This window comes from Dawidia cretensis (assembly GCF_018598175.1).
Lineage (GTDB): Bacteria > Bacteroidota > Bacteroidia > Cytophagales > Cyclobacteriaceae > Ohtaekwangia > Ohtaekwangia cretensis.
Window position 1 is genome coordinate 22,035 of record NZ_JAHESE010000046.1, and the last position, 20,181, is coordinate 42,215.

The window sequence follows — 20,181 nt, forward strand, 5'->3', positions numbered from 1 at the left end:
AGCCTGGAGCAATGGTGTCTGCCCAGAGTTATTATCTTTGCACCCCGCTCGGAGAGATGCCAGAGCGGTTGAACGGGGCGGTCTCGAAAACCGTTATACCTGCAAGGGTATCCAGGGTTCGAATCCCTGTCTCTCCGCCAAATCAAATGCTGCCCGAAGGGCGGCATTTTTTGTTTGTGTCTTGTGAGCGGAGTTTACTCCGGCGAGCAAGGCACAAACAAAAAATGCCGAGGAGCGACAGCGACCAGCATTTGATTTGAAGCCCACCCCTCAAGGGATCATGCAAGTAATCCCTGTCTCTCCGCCCAAAAAAAGCCTGCAAATTTTAACAGTTTACTGGCTTTTTGCGAGTAGTGAAGTGGACATCGAACCTAGTCTAGCAGGCGTGTAAATCCTTTAAGAGCAATATTGTCCCGTATTTTGCTGCATGGACATCACAGCTCCGGCTGTTTGTTGTATAACTTCAGCTGAGTGTTCGCCGCATCACCACCATTATCTACTCTTTGACAATCTTCAGCATTTCGATTTTATCAGATGCTTGAACCATTAGCATGTAGATACCTGGAGCAAAGGAGCAAATGTCAAGTACTGACCGAAGCAACACACGAAAATAAAACCAACTAAATAGCAGGAAACAGCCTATACCAGACAGCAATTTAGGCGGAAGTAAAAAAGGTCGGGACGACAGAATCCGAAACCTCCTATATCCGCTCTAACAGCGCTGACTCAAATTCTATAAAAGGGATGGCTCATGGCCGATGTTGCATTAGCGCATTAATAATCTGCTCCATTGTTAGCGGTAACACGGCAGGAATCAAATAGTATTGTGTATTTCCACCTCCGTCCCAACGGTTGTTCCCCTGGTCGTCAAGGACGATCTTTCCCGGCTTAAGAGTATACCAGGGCCTGTGCCCGCGGATGGCCACTAATACTGCGGTTTGGTCCCAACTCATGCGGCCCTGCCTATCTTCTTCGGCAGCGGAGATACCGATACGAAAGACGTCTTTGACCGGGCTATGGCGAATATCGTCGTTCTTCACCAATGGCAAGCCAGACTTTATCTGCGCGCCGATCTCATAACCGCTATAGATAACCGGTCGAGGAAAATGCTCAAACGCATAGCGGGCTGCTTTGGCGTCTTCTTCAATGTTAAACTCCAGCCCTTCGGGAAATTTACCTGCCATGCTGACCATCTGGGTTACTTTTTTGCGAACAAGATCTGTTCCATTGAGTTTCGAATGCTCGTCGGGCGGCGATTGCAACAGGTTGGCAATATTCGTCAGAAAGCCTACGGTAATGATCGTTACACTGTTGTCCGGTTGTTGGTTCAGAAGCTTGCGGTATAATGCTACGGCGTCAGGAGCTTCGCTGTTTGATTTTAGCGCGTGCGGATAGTTGGCCAGTAATGTGTCTGACCAGTGCTGAAAATCTTTTGTTTCCACGGCCGCCCCTTTCGGTACGCCGATCGGCAAGTCAGGGCGTCTGAAGTATGTGTTCAGTACGTTTAGCACTCCGGCTACTCCTTCGTAGCGTGTGCTCGCGATGGTGGCTAAGATCGTCGCTTCTCCTTTGTCGGCCATGGCGTGTAGCAGGGTGATGGCTCCAACGTCGTCATAATCAGGGCCCATGTCGGTGTCGAAGATGACGCGAACGGGTTTTTGCTGCGCAAAGGCGAAACAGTATGCGGCCGCAGCCAGGATGGTGATGATGATCTTTCTCACAGGTTCATTTTCTTTAGTTCGCTTATGGCGTAGTCTACAGCGCGTGCGGTTAGCGCCATGTACGTGAGCGAAGGGTTTTGGCAGGCGTTGGAGGTCATGCAGGCGCCGTCGGTGACGAATACGTTTCGTGCGCCCCATACCTGGTTGTGGGCGTTCAGGACGGAAGTCTTTGGGTCGCGCCCCATTCGGGCGGTGCCCATTTCGTGAATGCCTAAGCCAGGCGTTGCGCCGTCGTCGTATGCTTCGACGTTTTTGAAGCCTGCGTTCTCGAGCATTTCGGCGCCCGTCGCCAGAATGTCTTTGAGCATTTCCAGCTCATTAGTTTTATACTCGCAGTCAATCTTTAGCTGCGGGATGCCCCAGGCATCTTTTTGATCGGGTGACAGCGTCACTTTGTTGTCGCGGTACGGCAAGCACTCCCCCATGCCGTTCATCCAGAGGTCCCACACACCAGGCTTCTGCATGGCTTCTTTCAATTGTATACCCAACATGTCACCATCGACGCTACCCTGGCGACGGGAGCCGCCCGCGGCGATGGCATAGCCACGAAGGAAGCTCTTTTGTTTGTCGTTGCCGACGTTACGAAAGCGCGGTATATATACCCCGGTGGGCCGCCTGCCGGAATAATATTGGTCCTGGTAGCCGTCGTGCGACCCTTCAAACCGGGCGCGGTAGTTATGATCCATCAGGTAGTGACCGAGCACGCCGCTGTCGTTGCCGAAGCCGTTGGGGAAACGCGACGAGGTGGAGTTCAGGAACAGCAGCGTGGTGTTGAGTGTACCGGCATTGACAAAGATGATGCGGGCAAAGTAGTCAGTGGTTTCGTGTGTGAGCGCATCGATGACGCGGACGCCTTTAGCTTTTTGCGTGGCATCGTCATAAATAATGGAATGTACAACGGCGTGGGGCCGCAGCGTGAGATTACCGGTTGCCCGCGCGGCGGGCAGGGTGGCGGAGTTGCTGCTGAAGTAGCCGCTGAAGGGACAGCCGCGGCTGCACAGGTCGCGTGCCTGGCAGGGGCCGCGGTTGCCTATTGCCTTTGTGAGATTGGCGGTGCGGGAGATGATCAGCTTGCGGTCGGGAAAGGTGCTTTCGATCGATTTTTTTAAATGCTGCTCGATGCAGTTCATGTCCATGGGCGGCAGGAACTCGCCGTCGGGCAAATGCGGAATGCCGTCGCGATTGCCGGCGATGCCGACGAACTTCTCCACGTAGCTATACCAGGGGGCAATGTCTGCGTAGCGGATGGGCCAGTCGATGGCAATGCCTTCACGGGCGTTGGCGGTGAAGTCCAGGTCGCTCCAGCGCTGGGTCCAACGGGCCCAGAGCAATGACTTCCCTCCTACCTGGTAACCGCGGATCCAGCTGAACGGTTTTACCTGCTCATAGGGATGCTCGCGGTCTTTTACAAAAAAATGCTCCGTGGCCTCGTTGAATGCATAGCACTTACTCACAATGGGATTTTCTTCACGCATGGCTGCCGATAGCTGTCCCCGGTGGGGCAGCTCCCAGGGATCTTTGGTGGCCGTGGTATAGTCCTTGATGTGCTCGACATTACGGCCGCGCTCAAGTACGAGCGTGCGGAGGCCTTTCTCGCACAGTTCTTTCGCCGCCCAGCCTCCGCTCATACCCGAGCCTATCACGATCGCGTCGAACGTGCTGGCTACCTTACCTATACTATTTACATTCACGGACTCCACAATTCCTTTTCTGTTTGTTACCAACCAAAGGTCGTTCTGACATAGTCACGGCTTTTCTTCCAGTTTTCGCGCGGCGACCGTGTAGGCTCTTTTTCGTATGCCAGCTCGATGGCCGCCCGGCCGTTATAGTTTATTTCACGCAGCGCATCGGATACGCCCGCGAAATCGATCAGGCCCTCGCCCACTGCTTCTGTGAACAAGTTGTCGCGTCCCTGGTCGCGGATGTGCAGGTATACCATCTGCTTGCCATACGTGCGTACAAACGCCACCGGATCAACGCCGGCACGTGCCAGCCAGCTCAGGTCGGGGCCTAGCTTTATATCCGGCACACGCGCTAAGATACCCTTGAGATCGTGCAGGCCGTCGGCCACCTCGAAGGAATGATTATGTATGTTAGGCTCGACGTTATGCTTTGCGCAGACCTTCATCACCTTTTTGAGCAGGTCGGCCTGCGCATCGAGCTCGTCTTCGGTCTTGCGGTGCTCGGCGTCGCCGACGGTGATGCCGAACATAGTACCGCCGGCTTGCTCTAGCCGGGCGACCACAAACTCGATGTCTTCCAGCAACCGCGTGTGCTCGTCGCGTGACCAGAAGTCACCGTAGTACGACGTGCCCGTGACCGGGATTTCATACTGGCTGACGAGCTCTTTTGCACGTGTGACAAACGAGGGATTACGAAGCAATGACTCCATTACCTCCACGCCCTGGATACCGGCATAGTGAAAGTCGCTGAACACTTCGGCCAGGATGGAGGTGCAGTCCCAGTCGGGCGGAAACCGGCTGGCATATACCCACAGGTGGCCATATACCGGAACCTTCATATAGGGGTCGCTACAACCCGGCAGCCATGCGCAGGCCAGGCCGGCGCCGGCCAAAGCAGCAGACGTGCGAATAAAATTCCGGCGCGTTACGGACTGCTTCATTTCTTTGGATCGGGTAATGCAAACGCTATGTACGAGTCAGCCGATGTGGTGCCAAGCTTACCGCCGCCGCATGCAATGACGATATATTGTTTGCCGTTAACGGAATAGGTAGCCGGTGTCGCGAAGCCCGCTGCAGGCAATTTCGTTTCCCACAGCAGGTCACCGGTACGTTTGTTGAAGGCGCGGAACTTACCGTCCTTCGTGGCACCGATAAACAGCAGGCCGCCTTGCGTGACCACGGGTCCGCCATAATTTTCAGTGCCGGTTGTTTCTGCACCCATGGCTTTCATCTTCTCATCCTCACCCAATACTTTCTTCCACAAATGTTCGCCGGTGTTCAGGTCGATTGCCGTGAGTGTACCCCAGGGCGGTGCAATGGCCGGCAATCCTTCTTTCGTCACAAATTTGTTATACCCTGAGATATTATACGGCAGCTTCCGGAATTTTTCCTCGGGTGAAAGCTGGCGCTCATATTTCTTCTTCTGATCGTCCTTTAAATCGAGCAAGAATGTCGCGATCGCATTCTTTTCTTCGGTGCTGAGATGCTGAAAGCCGGGCATCATGCGGCGGCCGGCATTGACAAACTCGACGAGTGTAGCGGGTGTATACTTCTTGCTCACTTCCAGCAGCGACGGATAATTGCCTCCACCTTGCCGGTTGGCGCCGTGACACGCCATGCAATGTTGTTTATAGAGGCGGATGCCGGCAGTGCCGTAGTTCTCCAGTTCCTCGGATTCTTCCGCATCCCACATCTCCAGGATCCACGGCATCTCGTTGGCGTTGACATAGAGTATGCCCGTGGTCGGATCGACCGCGGGCCCACCCCACTCCGCGCCGCCGTCGAAGCCCGGGAAGATGATGGTACCGTCTTTAGACTGGGGGGTGAACAGCTTACCTGTATGCAGATATTTCAATTGATCGCGAATGGCTTGCTGATCAACCTGCGACAGGTACGGATTGATTTCTTTTTCTGTAAACGTCTGCCGTACAAACGGAGCAGGTTTCTGCGGAATGGGCTGTGTCGGCCAGAGCTTCTCACCGGCGAGCTGCGTGGCGGTATCTACCGGTGTTTCTACTACGTCAAAAAGTGGTTTGCCTGTTTCCCGGTCGAAGACAAAGACAAACCCGGTCTTCGTGGTTTGCGCGACCGCGTCGATCTTTTTACCGCCGTGGTTTACCGTGAGCAGCACGGGATAGGACGACGGATCCCAGTCCCACGTGTTATGGTGTATATACTGGAAGTGCCAGAGGCGTTTGCCCGTGTTAGCGTCGAGCGCCAGCAGGCAGTCGGTATAAAGATTGGAGCCGGTGCGCTTGCCGCCGTAGAAGTCCATGGAGGCTGAGCCCGTCGGGACATAGGCAATGCCGCGGGTCGGGTCGATGGTCATGCCCATCCAGTTATTGCCGCCGCCAGTCAGCGTATAGGCCTCGGGGTCGTCCCACGTTTCGTGGCCGGGCTCGCCGGGTTGCGGTATGGTATGGAAGATCCATTTCATCTCGCCGGTGCGCACATCGAAGGCCCGGATGTGGCCAGGTGCGGCGTCCATGGCTTCGGAGACACGCGTGCCGGTCAGGAGCAAATCTTTGTAGACGGAGGGTGCCGAGGTGTGCGTAATGAAAAGATCCTCGAAGGCCTCGCCAAGACCGGTGTGCAGATCGACTTTACCATCCTGGCCGAAGCTGGTGATCAGCTTGCCGGTGGTAGCATTGACGGCGTGCAGAAAAGGGCCGACGGTGTAGAAGATGCGTTTGTCGTCTTTGCCATCGCTCCAGTAGGTTACGCCGCGATTGTTGTTCAGGTTAAAGTGACCTGCTTTATCGCCTTCGATGGTATCGAAGGGTATAAACGCCCACTTCTCCTGGCCCGTGGCGGCATCGACGGCAAACAGCTTGAGCTTGGGCGAGGTGCCGAAAAGCACGCCGTCAACGATGATAGGATTGCACTGGATTTGCGAGTGCGCCGCGGTATCGGCATCACCGGCGTGATACTCCCACGCCACCTGTAGTTGTGTGACGTTGGAGGTATCGATCTGCGCGAGCGACGAGTATTTATTGCCGGACGGGTTTCCCCCGACGATAGACCAGCCGGAAAAGGCGTCGTCGCCTTTCTTTCCACATGCGAGCAGGCAAGCTAGCGCGAGCACACTGCTCAGGCGACGACGAAGGGATACATTCAAGATCATGTGCACGATTCAGTTTTTTATTTCAGGTTCGGGTTTGCGGTGACGACATTGAGCGGTATAGGAAACACGGCGCGTGACGCGTCAGACTCAGATTTCTCCCACCACTCGTCGGTGAAGTGACCAAAGCGGATCATGTCTTCGCGGCGGTGCATTTCATAGGCAAGCTCGCGGCCACGCTCGTTGAGGAGCTCGTCCATCGTGAGCGTGCCGGTAGTATATTCCGCGTCAGCAGGATCGTCGAAGTTTCGTACGCGCACGCTGTTGACCAGGTCTACAGCTTCCTGGGTGGCAGCGTTGCTGTTCTGGCGCATGAGCGCCTCGGCTTTCATGTACAGGATGTCGGCCAGGCGGAAGATGACCATGTCATTGTTCATGTTGGACAGGCCGCCGTGCTCGATCTCGTACTTGATGTTCATGACGCCTTGCGCTTCGCCGCCATCGTAGTTAATGAGCATGTCGATATAGGGCGTGACGGTCATTGGCTCACCTTCCCACGTGAGCACATCCTGCTCATCGCCGTTTTCGTCGATATACCTCTGTTCACCGACCACCCATTGATTGATACGGGCGTCTTCTTCCTGATACAGGTCGAAAAACGATTCCTGCGTGCTGATCTTGTGCCAGGCATAGTAGGTCACGCCATATTTCTGGATGAGGATGTTTTCGTGCAGATTTTGCTCCAGGAAATTGAACTGCTGGGCATTGGCCGCATCGAAGGGAACGACATAAATATTTTCCTGGCTGTTTTCATTCTGGATGAGGAACGGATCGTTCCAATTTTCATCAAGCGTGTAGCTGCCGGCAATGATCGCATCGCACGCGGCGATGCAATCATCCCAGCGCGCCTGGCCGGTCCATGCCTGGGCGTTCAGATAAAGTTTGGCCAGCAATGCCTGGGCGGCACCCTTTGTGAAGTGACCGTAAGCGTCTTCGTCGCCTTTCTCCGGCAGGTCTCCGATGCTTTCCTTGATCTCGGTTTCAATAAAGGCGAATACCTCCGCGGATGAGCGTTTGGCGGGGCTGGCCTCACCCACATGCTCGACAAGCGGGATTTCGCGGAAGTCGCTGAAGGCCCAGTAATAATGCAAGGCGCGCACCATGCGGACTTCGGCAATCATGCGCTCTTTACTGAGCGGCACGTTCATACCGTCGAGGTTTACATCTTGAATACCGTCGATGAAGTAATTGCAATAGCCGATGGTCTGGAACAGGTTCTGCCATTCGAGTAGGATCCATTGATCGCTGGGCGTCCAGGTGTGCTGGTGAAAGCGTACCCATGCGCCTTCCTGGTCTACATATCCATAGCGGGCGGGCACTACCGCTTCGTCGGTTGTAAACTCTTGCAACGCAAAGTGGGTTTGGTATACGTGCGTCTGCATGAAGCTATAGGGCATCATGAAGGCGCCCATGACCTGGTCGGCATTTTGGTAAAAGTTTTCGGACGTTTCCGTGCTGTATATTTTCTCGTCGAGGTCGCAGCCTGACATCCCTACAAGGGCCGTCGCCAGCAGCGATCCGAGGAAGTTACGATATATCTTTTTCATACGTTGTAGCATAAAGGTTAAAAGCTGAGGCTGATGCCTGCCGTTAGGCTGCGGGTGTTGGGATAGTACGAGTAATTCGACTCTACTCCGGGGCCGTCACTTGTTTCGGCATTCGGGTCAGCGGCATAGTAGTTCACGCCAAGCTCGGGGTCTGTGCCCGAGAAACCGGTCACAGTCAACAGGTTTGCACCGGTTACGTAAAAGCGGATGCTCTGCACGTAGTTGCTGTTCGCCATAGGCAATGTATAGCCAACGGTAATGTTATCGACCTTCATATAGGCGCCGTTCTCCAGGTAATAACTCGAGAAAGTGGGTGCATCCATGACGCGGTCGTCGGTGACCGAAGTGAAGAAGTTATTACGCGCATAGTAGGTTAGATTCTCATGAAACATGCGCTTGGCGTTTACGGCTTTGAAACCGAAGGCGCCGCGCAAAAGGATGGATGCGTCGAACTTGCCGATGTTAAAGGTATTGGTCAGGCCGAGGCTGTACTTGGGAATGCTGTTGCCCAGGTATGTAAAGTCGTCAATGGTAATGTCGGCAGCCGGCACGGCGTCGCCGGCCTTGTTGCGGAATAGCCACTGGCCGTCTTCGGTCAGGCCTGCAAACTCGCGTCCGTAGAAAACCGCCACGGGCTGGCCTGGCGCAAGCCGCTGGATGGTGTTGCCTTCCGTTACGCGTGTGATGTCGTGGGCAGTGCCAAAAAACTGGTCGCTACTGACGGATTTGATCTCATTACGGTTATAGGCACCGGTGAGTATAACATTCCAGTGAAAGTTGTTATTGCGCGCCACCTGCGCGTTCAACGCCAGCTCGAAGCCTTCATTGACCATTTCACCGGCGTTAGCGAAGATGGTCGGATTGACTTCAGACGGCACCTGGGCGGTATAATTCCCCACGAGGTCTTCAATGCGGCGGTTGTAATAATCCAGGCTACCGCTTAACCAGCCACTCTCGAAGAACGCGAAGTCGATACCAGCGTTAAACTCCTTTTTGGTTTCCCACTTCAGGTCGGGATTGGCGTTGATCGAGGGGCCATACGGTTGGATCCAGTTCCCATTGTAGTAGCCATTTTGCAGCCCGCCGCCGAAGGGGCTGATGGTGGCCAGCGACTGATAGGGCGAGAGGCTCTCCTGATTACCCGTGACGCCATAGCCGGCGCGGAGCTTCAGGTTGGTGAAGAGCGTAGAGCCTTCCAGGAAGCTTTCTTTGCTGATAACCCAGCCACCCGAGACGCCGAAGAATGTGCCCCATTTATTATCGTGTCCCAAGACGGAAGCCCCTTCGCGACGCACGCTGACAGAGGCGAGATATTTCTCCTGGAAGTCATAGATCACGCGGCCGAAGTAGGCTACCAGCGAGCGCTCGTCTCCGTAGCTTGAAAGGAACACGCCGGAGCGGTTAAAGTTCGGCGTGAGGTTGTTGAGCGCGGTGCCGGCGCCCAGGTTGTAGTAACGGAATGCGTCGGTGCTGAAGTTGTTGTTGCCACCGCTGAAGCCCTCGTTGAAGATGTTTTGATATGAATAGCCGCCCACAACGTCGATGTTGTGATTGCCGATGTTGCGGCTATAGTTCAAGGTTGTCTCCAGCACATTGCTGGACATGTTCGCTTGCGCGCGCGAGGCGAGACCGCCTACGCCGTCGCGCATCTGGAAAAAGTCCTCCCGGCTGGCATATGACCCACTAAGCGCGTCGTTGCGGATCATGGAGTATGACACTGCCGCTGTGAGGTCGGAAGTAAGATGGTATGCGGCGTTCAGCGTGCTGAGGAATTTCTTCTCTTTACTGCTGTTATAATTCTGGCGTGTGCTGGCCACCGGGTTCCACTGCAGACCGAACTGGATGTCTGGCCGCTGGTAGAAGGTTCCGTCGGGGTTGCGCACGGGGAAGGTCGGATTCATGTTGAGCGACTGCGCAATAGCCCCGTAGTTGGCGTAGGTCTTATTCTCGAATGAGTTGACCAGCATGAGCGAGAAATCGAGCTTGTCGTTCAGGGCTTTTGTCGTGAGGCGGAAGGTGCCGTTGATAAACTCGCGATCGGCCACCAGGTCGATGCCTTGCATGTCGCGATAGTTAAGCGATGCGTAATACGTCGTCTTGTCATTGCCTCCGCTCAGCGACAGGTTGTGCGAATGGCTGATGGGCGTGCGGGTGACTTCGTCGAACCAGTCGGTGTCCGCACCGGCATCGTCTACGGCAAAGCCATATTCCTCGCCCAACGCGCGGTATTCGGCAGCATTGAGCATGTCATACTTTTTAGCCACGAGGTCGGTCGTGACATAGCCAGTATAGTTTAGCTTGGGCTTGCCGGCCACGCCCTTCTTGGTTGTGATCAAAATAACGCCCGCAGTAGCACGCGACCCATAGATGGCCGCAGCGGAGCCGTCCTTTAAAACATCGATCGAAGCAATGTCGCCGGGGGCGATGGTTTGCAGGTCACCGCCAGGGATACCGTCGATGACGATCAGCGGGCGCGAATTACCTTCTACCGTCGCGGGACCGCGAAGCGAGAAGTCTGCCGTGGCGTTCGGGTCAGAACGGCTGGAGTTGCTGACGGCCAGGCCGGCAACTTTACCGGAAATGAGTGTGATCGGATCGTTGATCTGACCGGCGTTGAAGTCGGCCGATTTTACCGACGCGATCGAGCCGGTGATGGTTTCGCGTTTTTGCGTGCCATAACCGACTACCACAATTTCATTGAGCGTCTGAATGTCGGGCGTGAGCACGACGTTGATGACGGTGCGATTATTAATCACCTCTTCGGTGGGCATAAAACCGAGGAAGCTATACACCAGCGTACTGGCCGCATCAACTGTGATCGAATACTTACCATTGCTCTCGGTGGTAACACCGGTGGTAGTACCTTTAACGACGATGTTGACGCCTGGCAGCGTTTCGCCCAGGTCGTCGGTAACGGCACCTGCTACAGTAATACTTTGCGCAGATGCCCATCCCCCCGATGCGAGCAACACCAGGAACATGGCCGCGAAGTACCACCGGGTTCTCTCCCTGTAAATCGTAGTAATCTCCATAGGTTTTGGATTATAGTTGGTTAAGTTTTAATCACAGCTTAGGTGCCCGGGACAATTAGCAGGAAAGAGCTGCAATCGATTCCGAACACTTGTAATATTGGTAAAATTCCACCCGCTATTCCAACCAACTTAACGCCTGTCTGGACAATCCAAACCAAGTATGAATTCGTATTATACCGTTAAAACAGGTTAAAATGGTTGTCAAAACAGTTAACTCTGCTGTGTGATTCAGCTAATGCCAACCATTGCGCAAACGTTATCGACGATTGTACAAATCAGGAGGTGTGCGGGAATGGCTATTTGAGTAGAATCCAACGTCCGGAATGCGCGTTGGCGCGAACGGTGGTCTGGCGGCCCGTTTGAAGCTTTAGGCGCTCGCCCGTCAGGAGGTCAATTGCGGTCAACCGCTTTTTAGTGCCTGGTGGCAAGATCGCATCGACCGGAACGGTTGTAGCGGTGTCACCGAGGTTCAGCAAAACTATAATATGCTCCTGCCCTGCCCAACGGTGCAAGACCAGCACGCCCTGTTGTGGCGCCTGATGTTGCAGGACCAGGTTGTTGCCGGTTAGTGCCGGGTGAGCGGCACGCAAGGCGATGAGCTGGCGGTAGTGGTCGTAGAGTCCCGTGGTATCGAGCGAGCGGATGGTTTGCTCGCGTCGGAACAGGTCGCCGCCGCTATAGGGATGTTTCGGGTAACCCATTTCCTGACCGTTATAAAGCATGGGCATGCCCGGTAAGGCAAAGAGCAACGCGGCCGCCATGCGCGTCTGCGCAAGATTATGTCCTCGTATAAACCGCGGCAGGTCATTGTTCTCGAGAAAGCGCAGCCGTGCGGCGGTAGGGTCGCCGTTGTTAAACAAGGCGTCGCGAAGCAGCGTCACACGTTTCTCGGTAGAGGGATGATTAAACACTGTGCGGCTTTCGCGGTCATGGTATTCATACTGCCACGACCATTGCGACACCCACGTGGTATCGGCGGTCCAGTCGTATGCGGCGTCGAATCCCGCGGCATATACATTCGCATCCGCGGCTTTATCTTCCGCCAGCAGCAGGAAATCGGGTTTGATACTTTTGAGCTCCGTGCGCAAGCGTTGCGCAAACCCGGGTTGCCGGGAAATAACTCCCCAGACGGCATCAAACCGATAGCCGTCGACGTCGTACGCCCGAAGCCAGTATTTGCAGACCTCGATCATCCACCGTTGCACCTCTTCATTGCTATAGTCCAGGTTGACGAGGTCTTTCCAGAAGTAGTATACAAAACCCTGCTCATCCTTGTGATAAAATGACGCATAAGGGGCACCGTCAAAGGTGTGCTGATAGAATCTCGCGTAATGCGAGCGGTCGCCCCAGGCGGCATAATCCGCGGCATACGGGTGGTGTATAGATGTGTGATTGGGCACGATGTCGAGCATGACCCGGATACCCTGCTGTTTGGCCGTGTGCACCAGCGTGCGGAAATCCTGCTCGCTGCCGAGGTCGCTGCGTAAGGCCAGGTAATTGGTCACGTCGTAGCCCTGTCCGATCTGGTGAGTCTGGAAGATAGGTTGTAGCCAAAGTGTATTGATGCCAAGCGTCTTCAGCTCGGGCAGTTTGGCGGTAATGTCGCGAAAGGTGCCGTGGGCCACAAACCGATGGGGTGTTACTTCATATACCACGGCGTACTGCATCCAGGCCGGGACGTCGGTATCGGGGGCGAACGCATGCACCCCTTGCGCATCGCGCACCACGTACGTCTGATACCAGGTAGAGTCGCCACCGGCAATAACGGCCAGGCTAAAAGTATAGCGCCCACGCGTCGCCGGAATACGTGCGCTTGGTGTCGCTGCGGACGAATTGCTCAGCTTTACCACGGCGGGGTTTTGGGCGTGCGCGCACCAGTAATAGCGCAATGCCCTGCCCTGCGGATTTTCCACGACGTCGACCGACAGCAGGATGTTATCGCCCTGTGCCTTTGCCCGCAGCTTTACCAATGGAACTGGCGTATACATTAATGTCAATGTCACTGCACCGGAGGACATGACCTCGCCATTTACCATTGCCTCGGCATGGATGCTATTCGCGCCTGGCGACAGTGATACGTTGAATGAAAAACGTCGGTTCACGACTGAGACGCTGAAGCTGGTATCGGCCTGTACAATCCGCACTGTTGGCACATCCAGATCAATCAGTGAGCCGGTCAATGCTTGCTGTGGCAACCATACTTCGGCGTCTCGTTTGTTGAGTACAATGGATGCTGCCACCAGCGGCGTAGCGATGAGCCAACTTAGGGTTATCAAAAAGAGCTTTCTATACATTATCTTCGATCGTTACACATCAGCCGAGCAGGCGGGCCAACGCAAATTTCTTGAGTACTTCTTTCTTGCCGGTAATGGTGTCGACCATTAATTCGCCCAGGGAGCTCCCATTTTATATCCTGATTTGAGTGCTTTTCGCCGGGTCATTTTATCGGATCGTTTCATGATGTCGTTATTAGAGGATGAGCTTGCCCATGCCACGGCCTGTCATGCGTATGAACGCTTCGGCGGCCTGCACCCCGAGCTCTTTCCCCCGGAAATCTTCCATGGACGGATGGCCGCAGTCGTGCATCATCTGGGTATATTTTCCGTCAGCACCGATGATTTTCTGGCTGGCGTGACAGGCCAGCGCTTTCCATTTCAGCGCTTGCGTTTCGCTGATGTCGACGTAGTCGGTGGGGTGAAAGAGGAAGGACTGGTATCCCATGCACACCTCGTAGAAGTATAGCGCAAAGGGCACGGGTGCTTCCATCCATGCCTGCATAGTGAGCACGCTCGAGAGCTGGTGGTCTTTATGAGAGTCGATGGGCCAGTGACAAAAAACAACGTGCGGCTTCTCGGCCCACAGCAGTTTTTGAAAGCGCGCCATTTCCAGATTATTAATCACGCTTTCGCCGTCAATCTGGTTGAAGAAAAGCGGTTTGGCGCCGAGAATCTTGCAGGCGGCCTCGCATTCTTTCTTACGGATGGCGGCGGCCTCTTCGTGGGTTTTATCTTCTATGCCTTCGTCACCATTGGTAAAGTACAGGAGTGTTACTTCGTGGCCGGCCTTGATGAGTAATGGCACGGTGCCCCCGGTGCCGCACTCCGGGTCGTCGGGATGACCGCCGACCACGACGATCTTCTTTTTACCGGACTGCTCCGCACTGCCGTATACCAGTTGCGGTAGGCTGAGAAGGCCTACACCCGCCAGTGAGCTTTTCATAAACTTTCGGCGTCCGTTCGATGTCTTGTCCATAGATTAAAAATGCTTTGCTAATATTGACGAACGATGTGCTACCGCGCGAAAATGATAAGTCCGAGGCCGATCACGAACAACAGCAGCATGACGGTCAGGATATTGTTTGTACCCCGGGGCGCCTGCTTAAATTCCTTCCAGATGAAGATGCCCCAGAGGGCAGCAATAACCGTGGCGCCTTGTCCGAGCCCATAGGATATGGCAGGGCCCGCCGCACCCGAGGCAATGATGCTGAAGGACATGCCGATGCACCAGATGACCCCGCCGGCAATTCCTGTCAAGTGATTGCGCAAGGTGCCGTCGAAATAGGCACCGTACGTAACCGGCTTGCCTGCAAAGGGGAAACGCATGAGCAGCGAGTTAAAGACGATGTTGCTCAGGAAGATTCCGATGGCGAAGAAAACCACGGCGGTATAGGGGCTGAGCTTGCCGGGAAGCGGTGTAGTGAAATCCGGGAACATCGACGCGGCCACATATTTATAGAACAGACCCATCAGGGCACCGCTGACGATCGAAAGCAGGAGGCCCTTGGTGGAAAGACCACCGGCTGTGCCGGCCATCTTCTTGCGGTATGCGTACGCATTCAGCAATATGGCGACCACGATAAGTGCCACGCCGCCAAAAAGAAGACGCTCCTCTCCTACCGGTGACAAGGTATAGTTCACGATTACGCCGATGACCAGCGCCAGGCCTATACCGACGGGAAATGCCACCGACATGCCGGCAATAGCGATCGCGGCGCCCAATAAAATATTTGCGGCATTGAACACCACGCCCCCAATCAGAGCCGAGCCGATGTTGGCGCCGTCCGCCTGGAGCATATCGTCCACGAAGCCGCGGCCGCTGGTGCCAGCACTGCCTAACGTTATGGCTGACAGCAATGCGAAGAGCACAATGCCGAGGACGTAGTCCCAATAAAACAATTCAAAGCGCCACGAGCCGGCTGCGAGCTTCTGTGTATTTCCCCACGAGCCCCAGCAGAGCATAGTGACAATACAAAAGAATACGGCGAGTGAATAATCCTGTACGATGAACATAACAATCACTTAGGTTTGGTTACAATACCGAAAGTAGCGATATCTCATTTACCTCTTTGCGGTATGGTATGGACGATTGCGCGCCCATGCGGGTGACGGAAATCGAGGCCGCCTTGCAGGCGAACGTGACGGCTTCCTCCAATGCCACGCCTTCGGACAATGCTACGGCCAGGGCACCGTTAAAACAGTCGCCCGCGGCCGTGGTGTCGACGGCCGTCACGGGAGGCGCGGCGATCAGCTTGCCTTTGGTGCCTGACCGCAGGTAGGCCCCTTTCGCACCCAATGTGATCACGACGTTAGCGACACCCAGGGCTTGCAACTTTTGTGCGGCCTGCTCGGCTGTTGTCACGTCGACAACCTCGATGCCGGTGAGCATGCCGGCTTCAAATTCGTTAGGCGTGATAATGTGCAGGTGTCTCAGCACCTGCTCGTGCAATGCCTGTACCGGGGCTGGATTTAAAATGACAGTAAGCCCTTTGGCAGCGCAGCGCTCAATTGCAAACTCGACGATGTGGATGGGAATCTCCAGCTGCAACAGCACGATGGCTGCACCTTCGACGCGCTCCAAGGCCTGCTCTACTATGCGAATATCGAGGTGGCTATTGGCGCCTGGCGCGACGATGATATTGTTCTGGCCACTGGCGTCTACACCAATGAGCGCAACTCCGGAGGGATGCTCGGTGTCGGTAGTGATAAACGTGGTTCCGATATTCTCGCGCTGAAATTGCTGCATGGCCTGCTTGCCGAAAATATCGCTGCCGACCTTGGCAACGAAGGTCACGTGGCTGCCCAGGCGTGCGGCCGTCACCGCCTGGTTGGCACCTTTACCGCCGGGGTTCATCAGGAAGGTGCCGCCCAAAACAGTTTCGCCAGGCTTGGGCAGACGCTCTGTTTTTACAACCAGGTCGGTGTTTGAGCTTCCTATAACATAAATCGGTACAGGCATAGGTTAGGTGGATTTTTACCTCAATCGTTTGCTAAGCTATTGGAAGCCGACGACTTTCGCATGCCATTCTTTTGGCAATTCAATATTCCTAAGATCGGACCGAACATATAAAAAGCCGCCTTTTGCTAGCCCGTAAGTGATTTTTGCGCGTATCTTTTGTTCATCTTAGCCAATCCTACTGTATGAACGCTATCGTTGAAGTATTCTCCATCGTGCAGGCCATGAGCAAATCGGAGAAGCGCTATTTTAAAATGGTCTCGGAGCTACAGAAGGGCGAGAAGAGCTATTTGACGTTGTTTACGATCCTCGAAAAGCATACGATGCCCGACGACGATCTGGCGAATGAAGTACGCAAGAGCTTTCCCGGGCAGACGGTCGAGCCGGCACGCAAGCACTTATACCGCGTGCTGATGAAAAGTCTGCGGCAATTTGACACGGAAAAAGATGTGGAAACACGCCTGAGCAATCTGCTACAGGATAGCCGCCTTCTATATAACCGGGGCCTTCTAAAGCTGAGCTTCGATCAGCTCGAGAAGACGAAGACCCTGGCGCTGCAGCGTGAAAAGTTTATGTATTATGTGCTGGCTGCGCGCCAGGAGCTACAGTACCTGGTGCGCTCGCATTTCGAGGGCCTCGACGAGTTCGAGCTGTTGGAAAAACAAAAGAGGATCACCGAACTCCTGGAGCAGCAAACCAAAATCGAACAGCACTCCACGCTCTATGAAATCTTGCTCTTGCGCTACTGGCGGAACGGTATGGTTCGCAGTCAACAGGAGGCAACGCGTTTGAATGATCTTCTGCTGGAGGAATATCAGCTTTTGAACGGCCCTGGCAGGAAGCCTTTCGAGCTTCAACAACTTCACCTCCACTTTCAGTCAATATACTTTCAGATGACGGGCAATCCGGAAGGCAGCCTTCCGGTGTTCTATGATCTTGATGCGCTCTTCCAGCAAAACCACGAGCTTTGGAAAGGCGCACCGCTATATTACTTTCACTTGCTGGACGGCGTGTTGTACGACCTACGGCAAATGCAGCGCTACGAAGACATGCAGTTCTTCCTGCAGCGACTGCAGTCATTGCACGAAGAAGGTGGCGGCTTGAACGTTGTCTTAACCTATAAAACGCTGGAACATGAATTAAACGTTTTCGCCGATCGTCGACTTTTCGACGAGGGCTTGATGCACATGAAGACATTCGAGGAACGCTGGCAGCGCGAAGCGTCTCAACTGCCGCTGCACATGCACGCGCAACTTCTTTTTGCGGGTGCCAGGATATTGGTAGGCGTGAAAGATTACTCGGCCGCGTTGAAGCTTATTAATATAGCGCTGAACCAACTAACCAGTGCCATGAGCCAAGCGCAGCAAAGTATGTTTCAAATCCTCAACCTAATGGTCAACACGCTTTTAAACAATGTCGATTACCTGCAGTATGCGTTGCGGGCAGCAGAAAGAAAATTGAAGAGTGATCGTAAACTTTTCGGTGTTGAACAATTAATGCTGAGCTTTTTGAAAAAATGGATCGCTGCCCGAAGTTTTCCGGAATTCAACGATCAACTCCATGCGCTTCAGCAAAATCCGTTCGAGCGGCAACTCATCAACGAACTCGCTTTGGCGGAGTGGTACGATCGGGTAAAGCCTCTATCGTCTTTTGGAGCAAAAAAATGATGAGCGATCTATGCACGCGCAGAAACAAAAGAAAATCATAGTCAGCCGGCCAACAAACCGGTTCCGTTAATTAAAAGACTGCCTGAATTCCAAAGGTGAAAGATTGGTTTTTGTCTTGAAGAATTTACTAAACGATTGGGGATGTAATGGGTTTGTTTGGTGGATTGCTCAATAATTCTACCCTTTAAGTTTCCAATTGACTGAGCGACTGATAAAACACTAAACATGTTTAAGATTAGTGTAAGCGTTATAACGTTCTGCCTTCTGCGAATTTCCATTTTTGTGTTTTTGTTGTACAAAATTGGAGTGTATCCAGGCCAGCGGAATTAGCCGAATCTACTTTTGTCGTAGCCTAATTTGTTCGGCGTATTTATGCGCCGGCAACACATATTTCATCACTAAAACGCATCGATTTTCACTTAAGTGAAAATTCAGCGTGAGGGTTTCACAGACCTTTGATGCGGTAAATCAATTGTCAACTTTTCAAAATCCTTATGAAAGCAATCTTCAATAAAAAACTATGGATCGGCCTCATCGCGGTAAGCGCGTGCCTTGGCCTTAGCAACAACCCGGTAGCAGCACAGGATGCACCCGCCGAGACTACGACGTTGAAACAGGGCGATCAGGTGCCTGACTTTACGCTGATGGATCAGGACGGTAAGCCGTTCAAGCTTGGCAAATACGTTGGTAAAAAGAAACTGGTTATTTTCTTTTATCCTAAAGACGAAAGCCCGGTTTGTACGAAAGAAGCTTGTGCATTTCGCGATGCGTATGCTAAATATACGGAAGCCAATGCGCTGGTGATCGGTATTAATAATGGCACGGCGGCCAGCCACAAGGCCTTTGCCGAAAAAGAGCATCTGCCTTTCACCTTATTAAGTGATCCGGATAACAAAGTATTGAAACTATTCAAGGTAAGAGAGCAGGACTTTGGGAACAACGTGAAGGTAAGCGGTCGTGAAACATTCGTTATCGGCCTGGACGGCACCGTGGCATATAGCTTCCGGGATTTTATGAAAGGTGATGAACATTCTAAACAGGTTCTGGCGTACCTGAACGGAAAGTAGCTCGAAATTTCAATTACTCATCAAATGAAAAGTCAATTGTTAAACTATCGTCTGCCGGCGGTTTTCTCAATACTCTTTGTTATGCTCTACTCCTTTCAGACGGATGCGCAGCAAATGGCTTCAGATCCGGAAATCAAGTTTACCACGAAGACCTATGCGGGAGTGTTAGCGGAGGCTAAGACCACTCATAGAATGGTATTTGTTGATGCTTTTGCTACCTGGTGCGGGCCCTGTAAAGAATTGCAAAGAACTACCTTTAAGGACGCTAAAGCAGCGGCATATTTCAATAAGCATTTTATCAATTACAGCGTAGATGTCGCAAAAGGAGAAGGGATTGATCTTGCGAAACGCTGGCAGATCGAAGGTTTACCCACGCTGCTTTTTATTGATGAGAATGGAAAGGTGCTCGCCAACCACACGGGTTATGTCGACGGCGAAGGACTGATGGAATTCGCACAGGAAATATCCGAAAAATAACTTACCCGGACAGCGGTGATATTCAAAGACAAATCAATCATGACAAAGAGAATTATATATGCTGCCATGCTGCTGCTGATCGCATTAAACGGCTTCGCCCAAAATGAAAAATCAGCCCGTGGTCACGAGAACAATCCGTGGTATTCAACTACAGATACGATCCGGTTGCAGGTAAGCGATACAGCGTGGAAAAAGGTACTTTCCGCCGATCTGTATGCTGTTGCACGGGAAAAAGATACGGAGCGCCCGTTCACCGGAAAATATTGGAAGAGCACACTCCGGGGTACATACTATTGTGCTGTTTGCGGTAATATGTTGTTCCGGTCTGATGCCAAGTTTGCCAGCAGCTGTGGTTGGCCCAGTTTCTACGAGCCAGGCCGGGTAACAGCCGTTCGCTACCAGTCGGATGATTCAGAGGGTATGCATCGAACGGAGGTGTTATGTGGTCGCTGCGATTCCCATCTCGGCCACATTTTTGACGACGGGCCACCGCCTACCCATAAGCGGTTTTGCATGAATTCCATTTCACTGGACTTTGAGCCGGATGCCAAAAAGCCCTAAGACCACTGGCGAACCCCCTTTTCCCAGCAGTTTACCTTAAGTGAAACTTTGACAACACGGAACTCGGGCACTTT

At 53.4% G+C, this 20,181-nt stretch carries 14 protein-coding genes and 1 tRNA gene; 5 read left to right on the forward strand and 10 right to left on the reverse strand.

Features of this window, described 5'->3' with window-relative positions; translation table 11 throughout:
- Positions 1-50 precede the first annotated feature (50 nt).
- Positions 51-140 (forward strand) — tRNA-Ser (locus KK062_RS27240).
- Between the two features lie 609 nt (positions 141-749).
- On the opposite strand, the gene KK062_RS27245 is transcribed toward KK062_RS27240, so the two are convergent.
- From KK062_RS27245 to rbsK, 10 genes are all read right to left on the reverse strand, one after another.
- Positions 750-1,721: a nucleoside hydrolase gene (locus KK062_RS27245; protein WP_254087550.1), complete on the reverse strand. Its 972-nt coding sequence runs from the start codon at positions 1,719-1,721 to the stop codon at positions 750-752.
- Positions 1,718-3,412, reverse strand: coding sequence for a GMC oxidoreductase (locus KK062_RS27250; RefSeq protein WP_438836542.1), 1,695 nt, complete (start codon positions 3,410-3,412; stop codon positions 1,718-1,720). Before KK062_RS27250 ends, KK062_RS27245 begins: the two co-directional genes overlap by 4 nt.
- A gap of 26 nt (positions 3,413-3,438) precedes the next feature.
- Positions 3,439-4,344, reverse strand: a complete 906-nt coding sequence (locus tag KK062_RS27255; RefSeq protein WP_254087551.1) for a sugar phosphate isomerase/epimerase family protein — start codon at positions 4,342-4,344, stop codon at positions 3,439-3,441.
- Entirely contained in the window at positions 4,341-6,527 is a 2,187-nt protein-coding gene (locus KK062_RS27260; RefSeq protein WP_254087552.1) for an outer membrane protein assembly factor BamB family protein, read from the reverse strand. The genes KK062_RS27255 and KK062_RS27260 overlap by 4 nt, the downstream gene beginning before the upstream one ends.
- 17 nt (positions 6,528-6,544) lie before the next feature.
- Positions 6,545-8,071 carry a RagB/SusD family nutrient uptake outer membrane protein gene (locus KK062_RS27265; protein WP_254087553.1) on the reverse strand — a complete coding sequence of 509 codons (1,527 nt, stop codon included), beginning with the start codon at positions 8,069-8,071 and terminating at the stop codon, positions 6,545-6,547.
- Between the two features lie 17 nt (positions 8,072-8,088).
- On the reverse strand, positions 8,089-11,103 hold the full coding sequence (locus KK062_RS27270; protein ID WP_254087554.1) for a SusC/RagA family TonB-linked outer membrane protein: 3,015 nt from the start codon (positions 11,101-11,103) through the stop codon (positions 8,089-8,091).
- Between the two features lie 296 nt (positions 11,104-11,399).
- Positions 11,400-13,379, reverse strand: coding sequence for an alpha-amylase family glycosyl hydrolase (locus KK062_RS27275; protein WP_254087555.1), 1,980 nt, complete (start codon positions 13,377-13,379; stop codon positions 11,400-11,402).
- Positions 13,380-13,572: 193 nt separating this feature from the next.
- Complete coding sequence (locus tag KK062_RS27280) at positions 13,573-14,355, reverse strand: PIG-L deacetylase family protein (protein WP_254087556.1); 783 nt, start codon at positions 14,353-14,355, stop codon at positions 13,573-13,575.
- Positions 14,356-14,393: 38 nt separating this feature from the next.
- Positions 14,394-15,392 (reverse strand): GRP family sugar transporter, encoded by a 999-nt coding sequence (locus tag KK062_RS27285; protein ID WP_254087557.1) that lies wholly within the window; start codon positions 15,390-15,392, stop codon positions 14,394-14,396.
- Positions 15,393-15,411: 19 nt separating this feature from the next.
- Positions 15,412-16,338 carry a ribokinase gene (gene rbsK / locus KK062_RS27290; protein WP_254087558.1) on the reverse strand — a complete coding sequence of 309 codons (927 nt, stop codon included), beginning with the start codon at positions 16,336-16,338 and terminating at the stop codon, positions 15,412-15,414.
- A 182-nt stretch (positions 16,339-16,520) separates the two neighbouring features.
- Here rbsK and KK062_RS27295 point away from each other — a divergent pair, with 182 nt between their 5' ends.
- The 4 genes from KK062_RS27295 (at position 16,521) to msrB (ending at position 20,107) form a co-directional block, all read left to right on the forward strand.
- The gene (locus tag KK062_RS27295) at positions 16,521-18,002 is read left to right on the forward strand and encodes a hypothetical protein (protein WP_254087559.1); all 1,482 of its coding nucleotides are present in this window, start codon (positions 16,521-16,523) and stop codon (positions 18,000-18,002) included.
- 494 nt (positions 18,003-18,496) lie between these two features.
- Positions 18,497-19,069, forward strand: a complete 573-nt coding sequence (locus KK062_RS27305; RefSeq protein ID WP_254087560.1) for a peroxiredoxin — start codon at positions 18,497-18,499, stop codon at positions 19,067-19,069.
- A 24-nt stretch (positions 19,070-19,093) separates the two neighbouring features.
- Positions 19,094-19,546: a thioredoxin family protein gene (locus tag KK062_RS27310; RefSeq protein ID WP_254087561.1), complete on the forward strand. Its 453-nt coding sequence runs from the start codon at positions 19,094-19,096 to the stop codon at positions 19,544-19,546.
- Between the two features lie 39 nt (positions 19,547-19,585).
- Positions 19,586-20,107, forward strand: a complete 522-nt coding sequence (msrB, locus tag KK062_RS27315) for a peptide-methionine (R)-S-oxide reductase MsrB (RefSeq protein WP_254087562.1) — start codon at positions 19,586-19,588, stop codon at positions 20,105-20,107.
- Positions 20,108-20,181 lie beyond the last annotated feature (74 nt).

What these genes read in the sequence shown, in the direction of transcription:
- KK062_RS27265 (WP_254087553.1), bottom strand. Translation starts at nt 8,071, where the DNA reads ATGAAAAAGATATATCGTAACTTCCTCGGATCGCTGCTGGCGACGGCC.
- KK062_RS27295 (WP_254087559.1), top strand. Translation starts at nt 16,521, where the DNA reads ATGAACGCTATCGTTGAAGTATTCTCCATCGTGCAGGCCATGAGCAAA.
- KK062_RS27270 (WP_254087554.1), bottom strand. Translation starts at nt 11,103, where the DNA reads ATGGAGATTACTACGATTTACAGGGAGAGAACCCGGTGGTACTTCGCG.
- KK062_RS27260 (WP_254087552.1), bottom strand. Translation starts at nt 6,527, where the DNA reads ATGATCTTGAATGTATCCCTTCGTCGTCGCCTGAGCAGTGTGCTCGCG.
- rbsK (WP_254087558.1), bottom strand. Translation starts at nt 16,338, where the DNA reads ATGCCTGTACCGATTTATGTTATAGGAAGCTCAAACACCGACCTGGTT.
- KK062_RS27285 (WP_254087557.1), bottom strand. Translation starts at nt 15,392, where the DNA reads ATGTTCATCGTACAGGATTATTCACTCGCCGTATTCTTTTGTATTGTC.
- KK062_RS27305 (WP_254087560.1), top strand. Translation starts at nt 18,497, where the DNA reads ATGAAAGCAATCTTCAATAAAAAACTATGGATCGGCCTCATCGCGGTA.
- KK062_RS27280 (WP_254087556.1), bottom strand. Translation starts at nt 14,355, where the DNA reads ATGGACAAGACATCGAACGGACGCCGAAAGTTTATGAAAAGCTCACTG.
- msrB (WP_254087562.1), top strand. Translation starts at nt 19,586, where the DNA reads ATGACAAAGAGAATTATATATGCTGCCATGCTGCTGCTGATCGCATTA.
- KK062_RS27310 (WP_254087561.1), top strand. Translation starts at nt 19,094, where the DNA reads ATGAAAAGTCAATTGTTAAACTATCGTCTGCCGGCGGTTTTCTCAATA.
- KK062_RS27255 (WP_254087551.1), bottom strand. Translation starts at nt 4,344, where the DNA reads ATGAAGCAGTCCGTAACGCGCCGGAATTTTATTCGCACGTCTGCTGCT.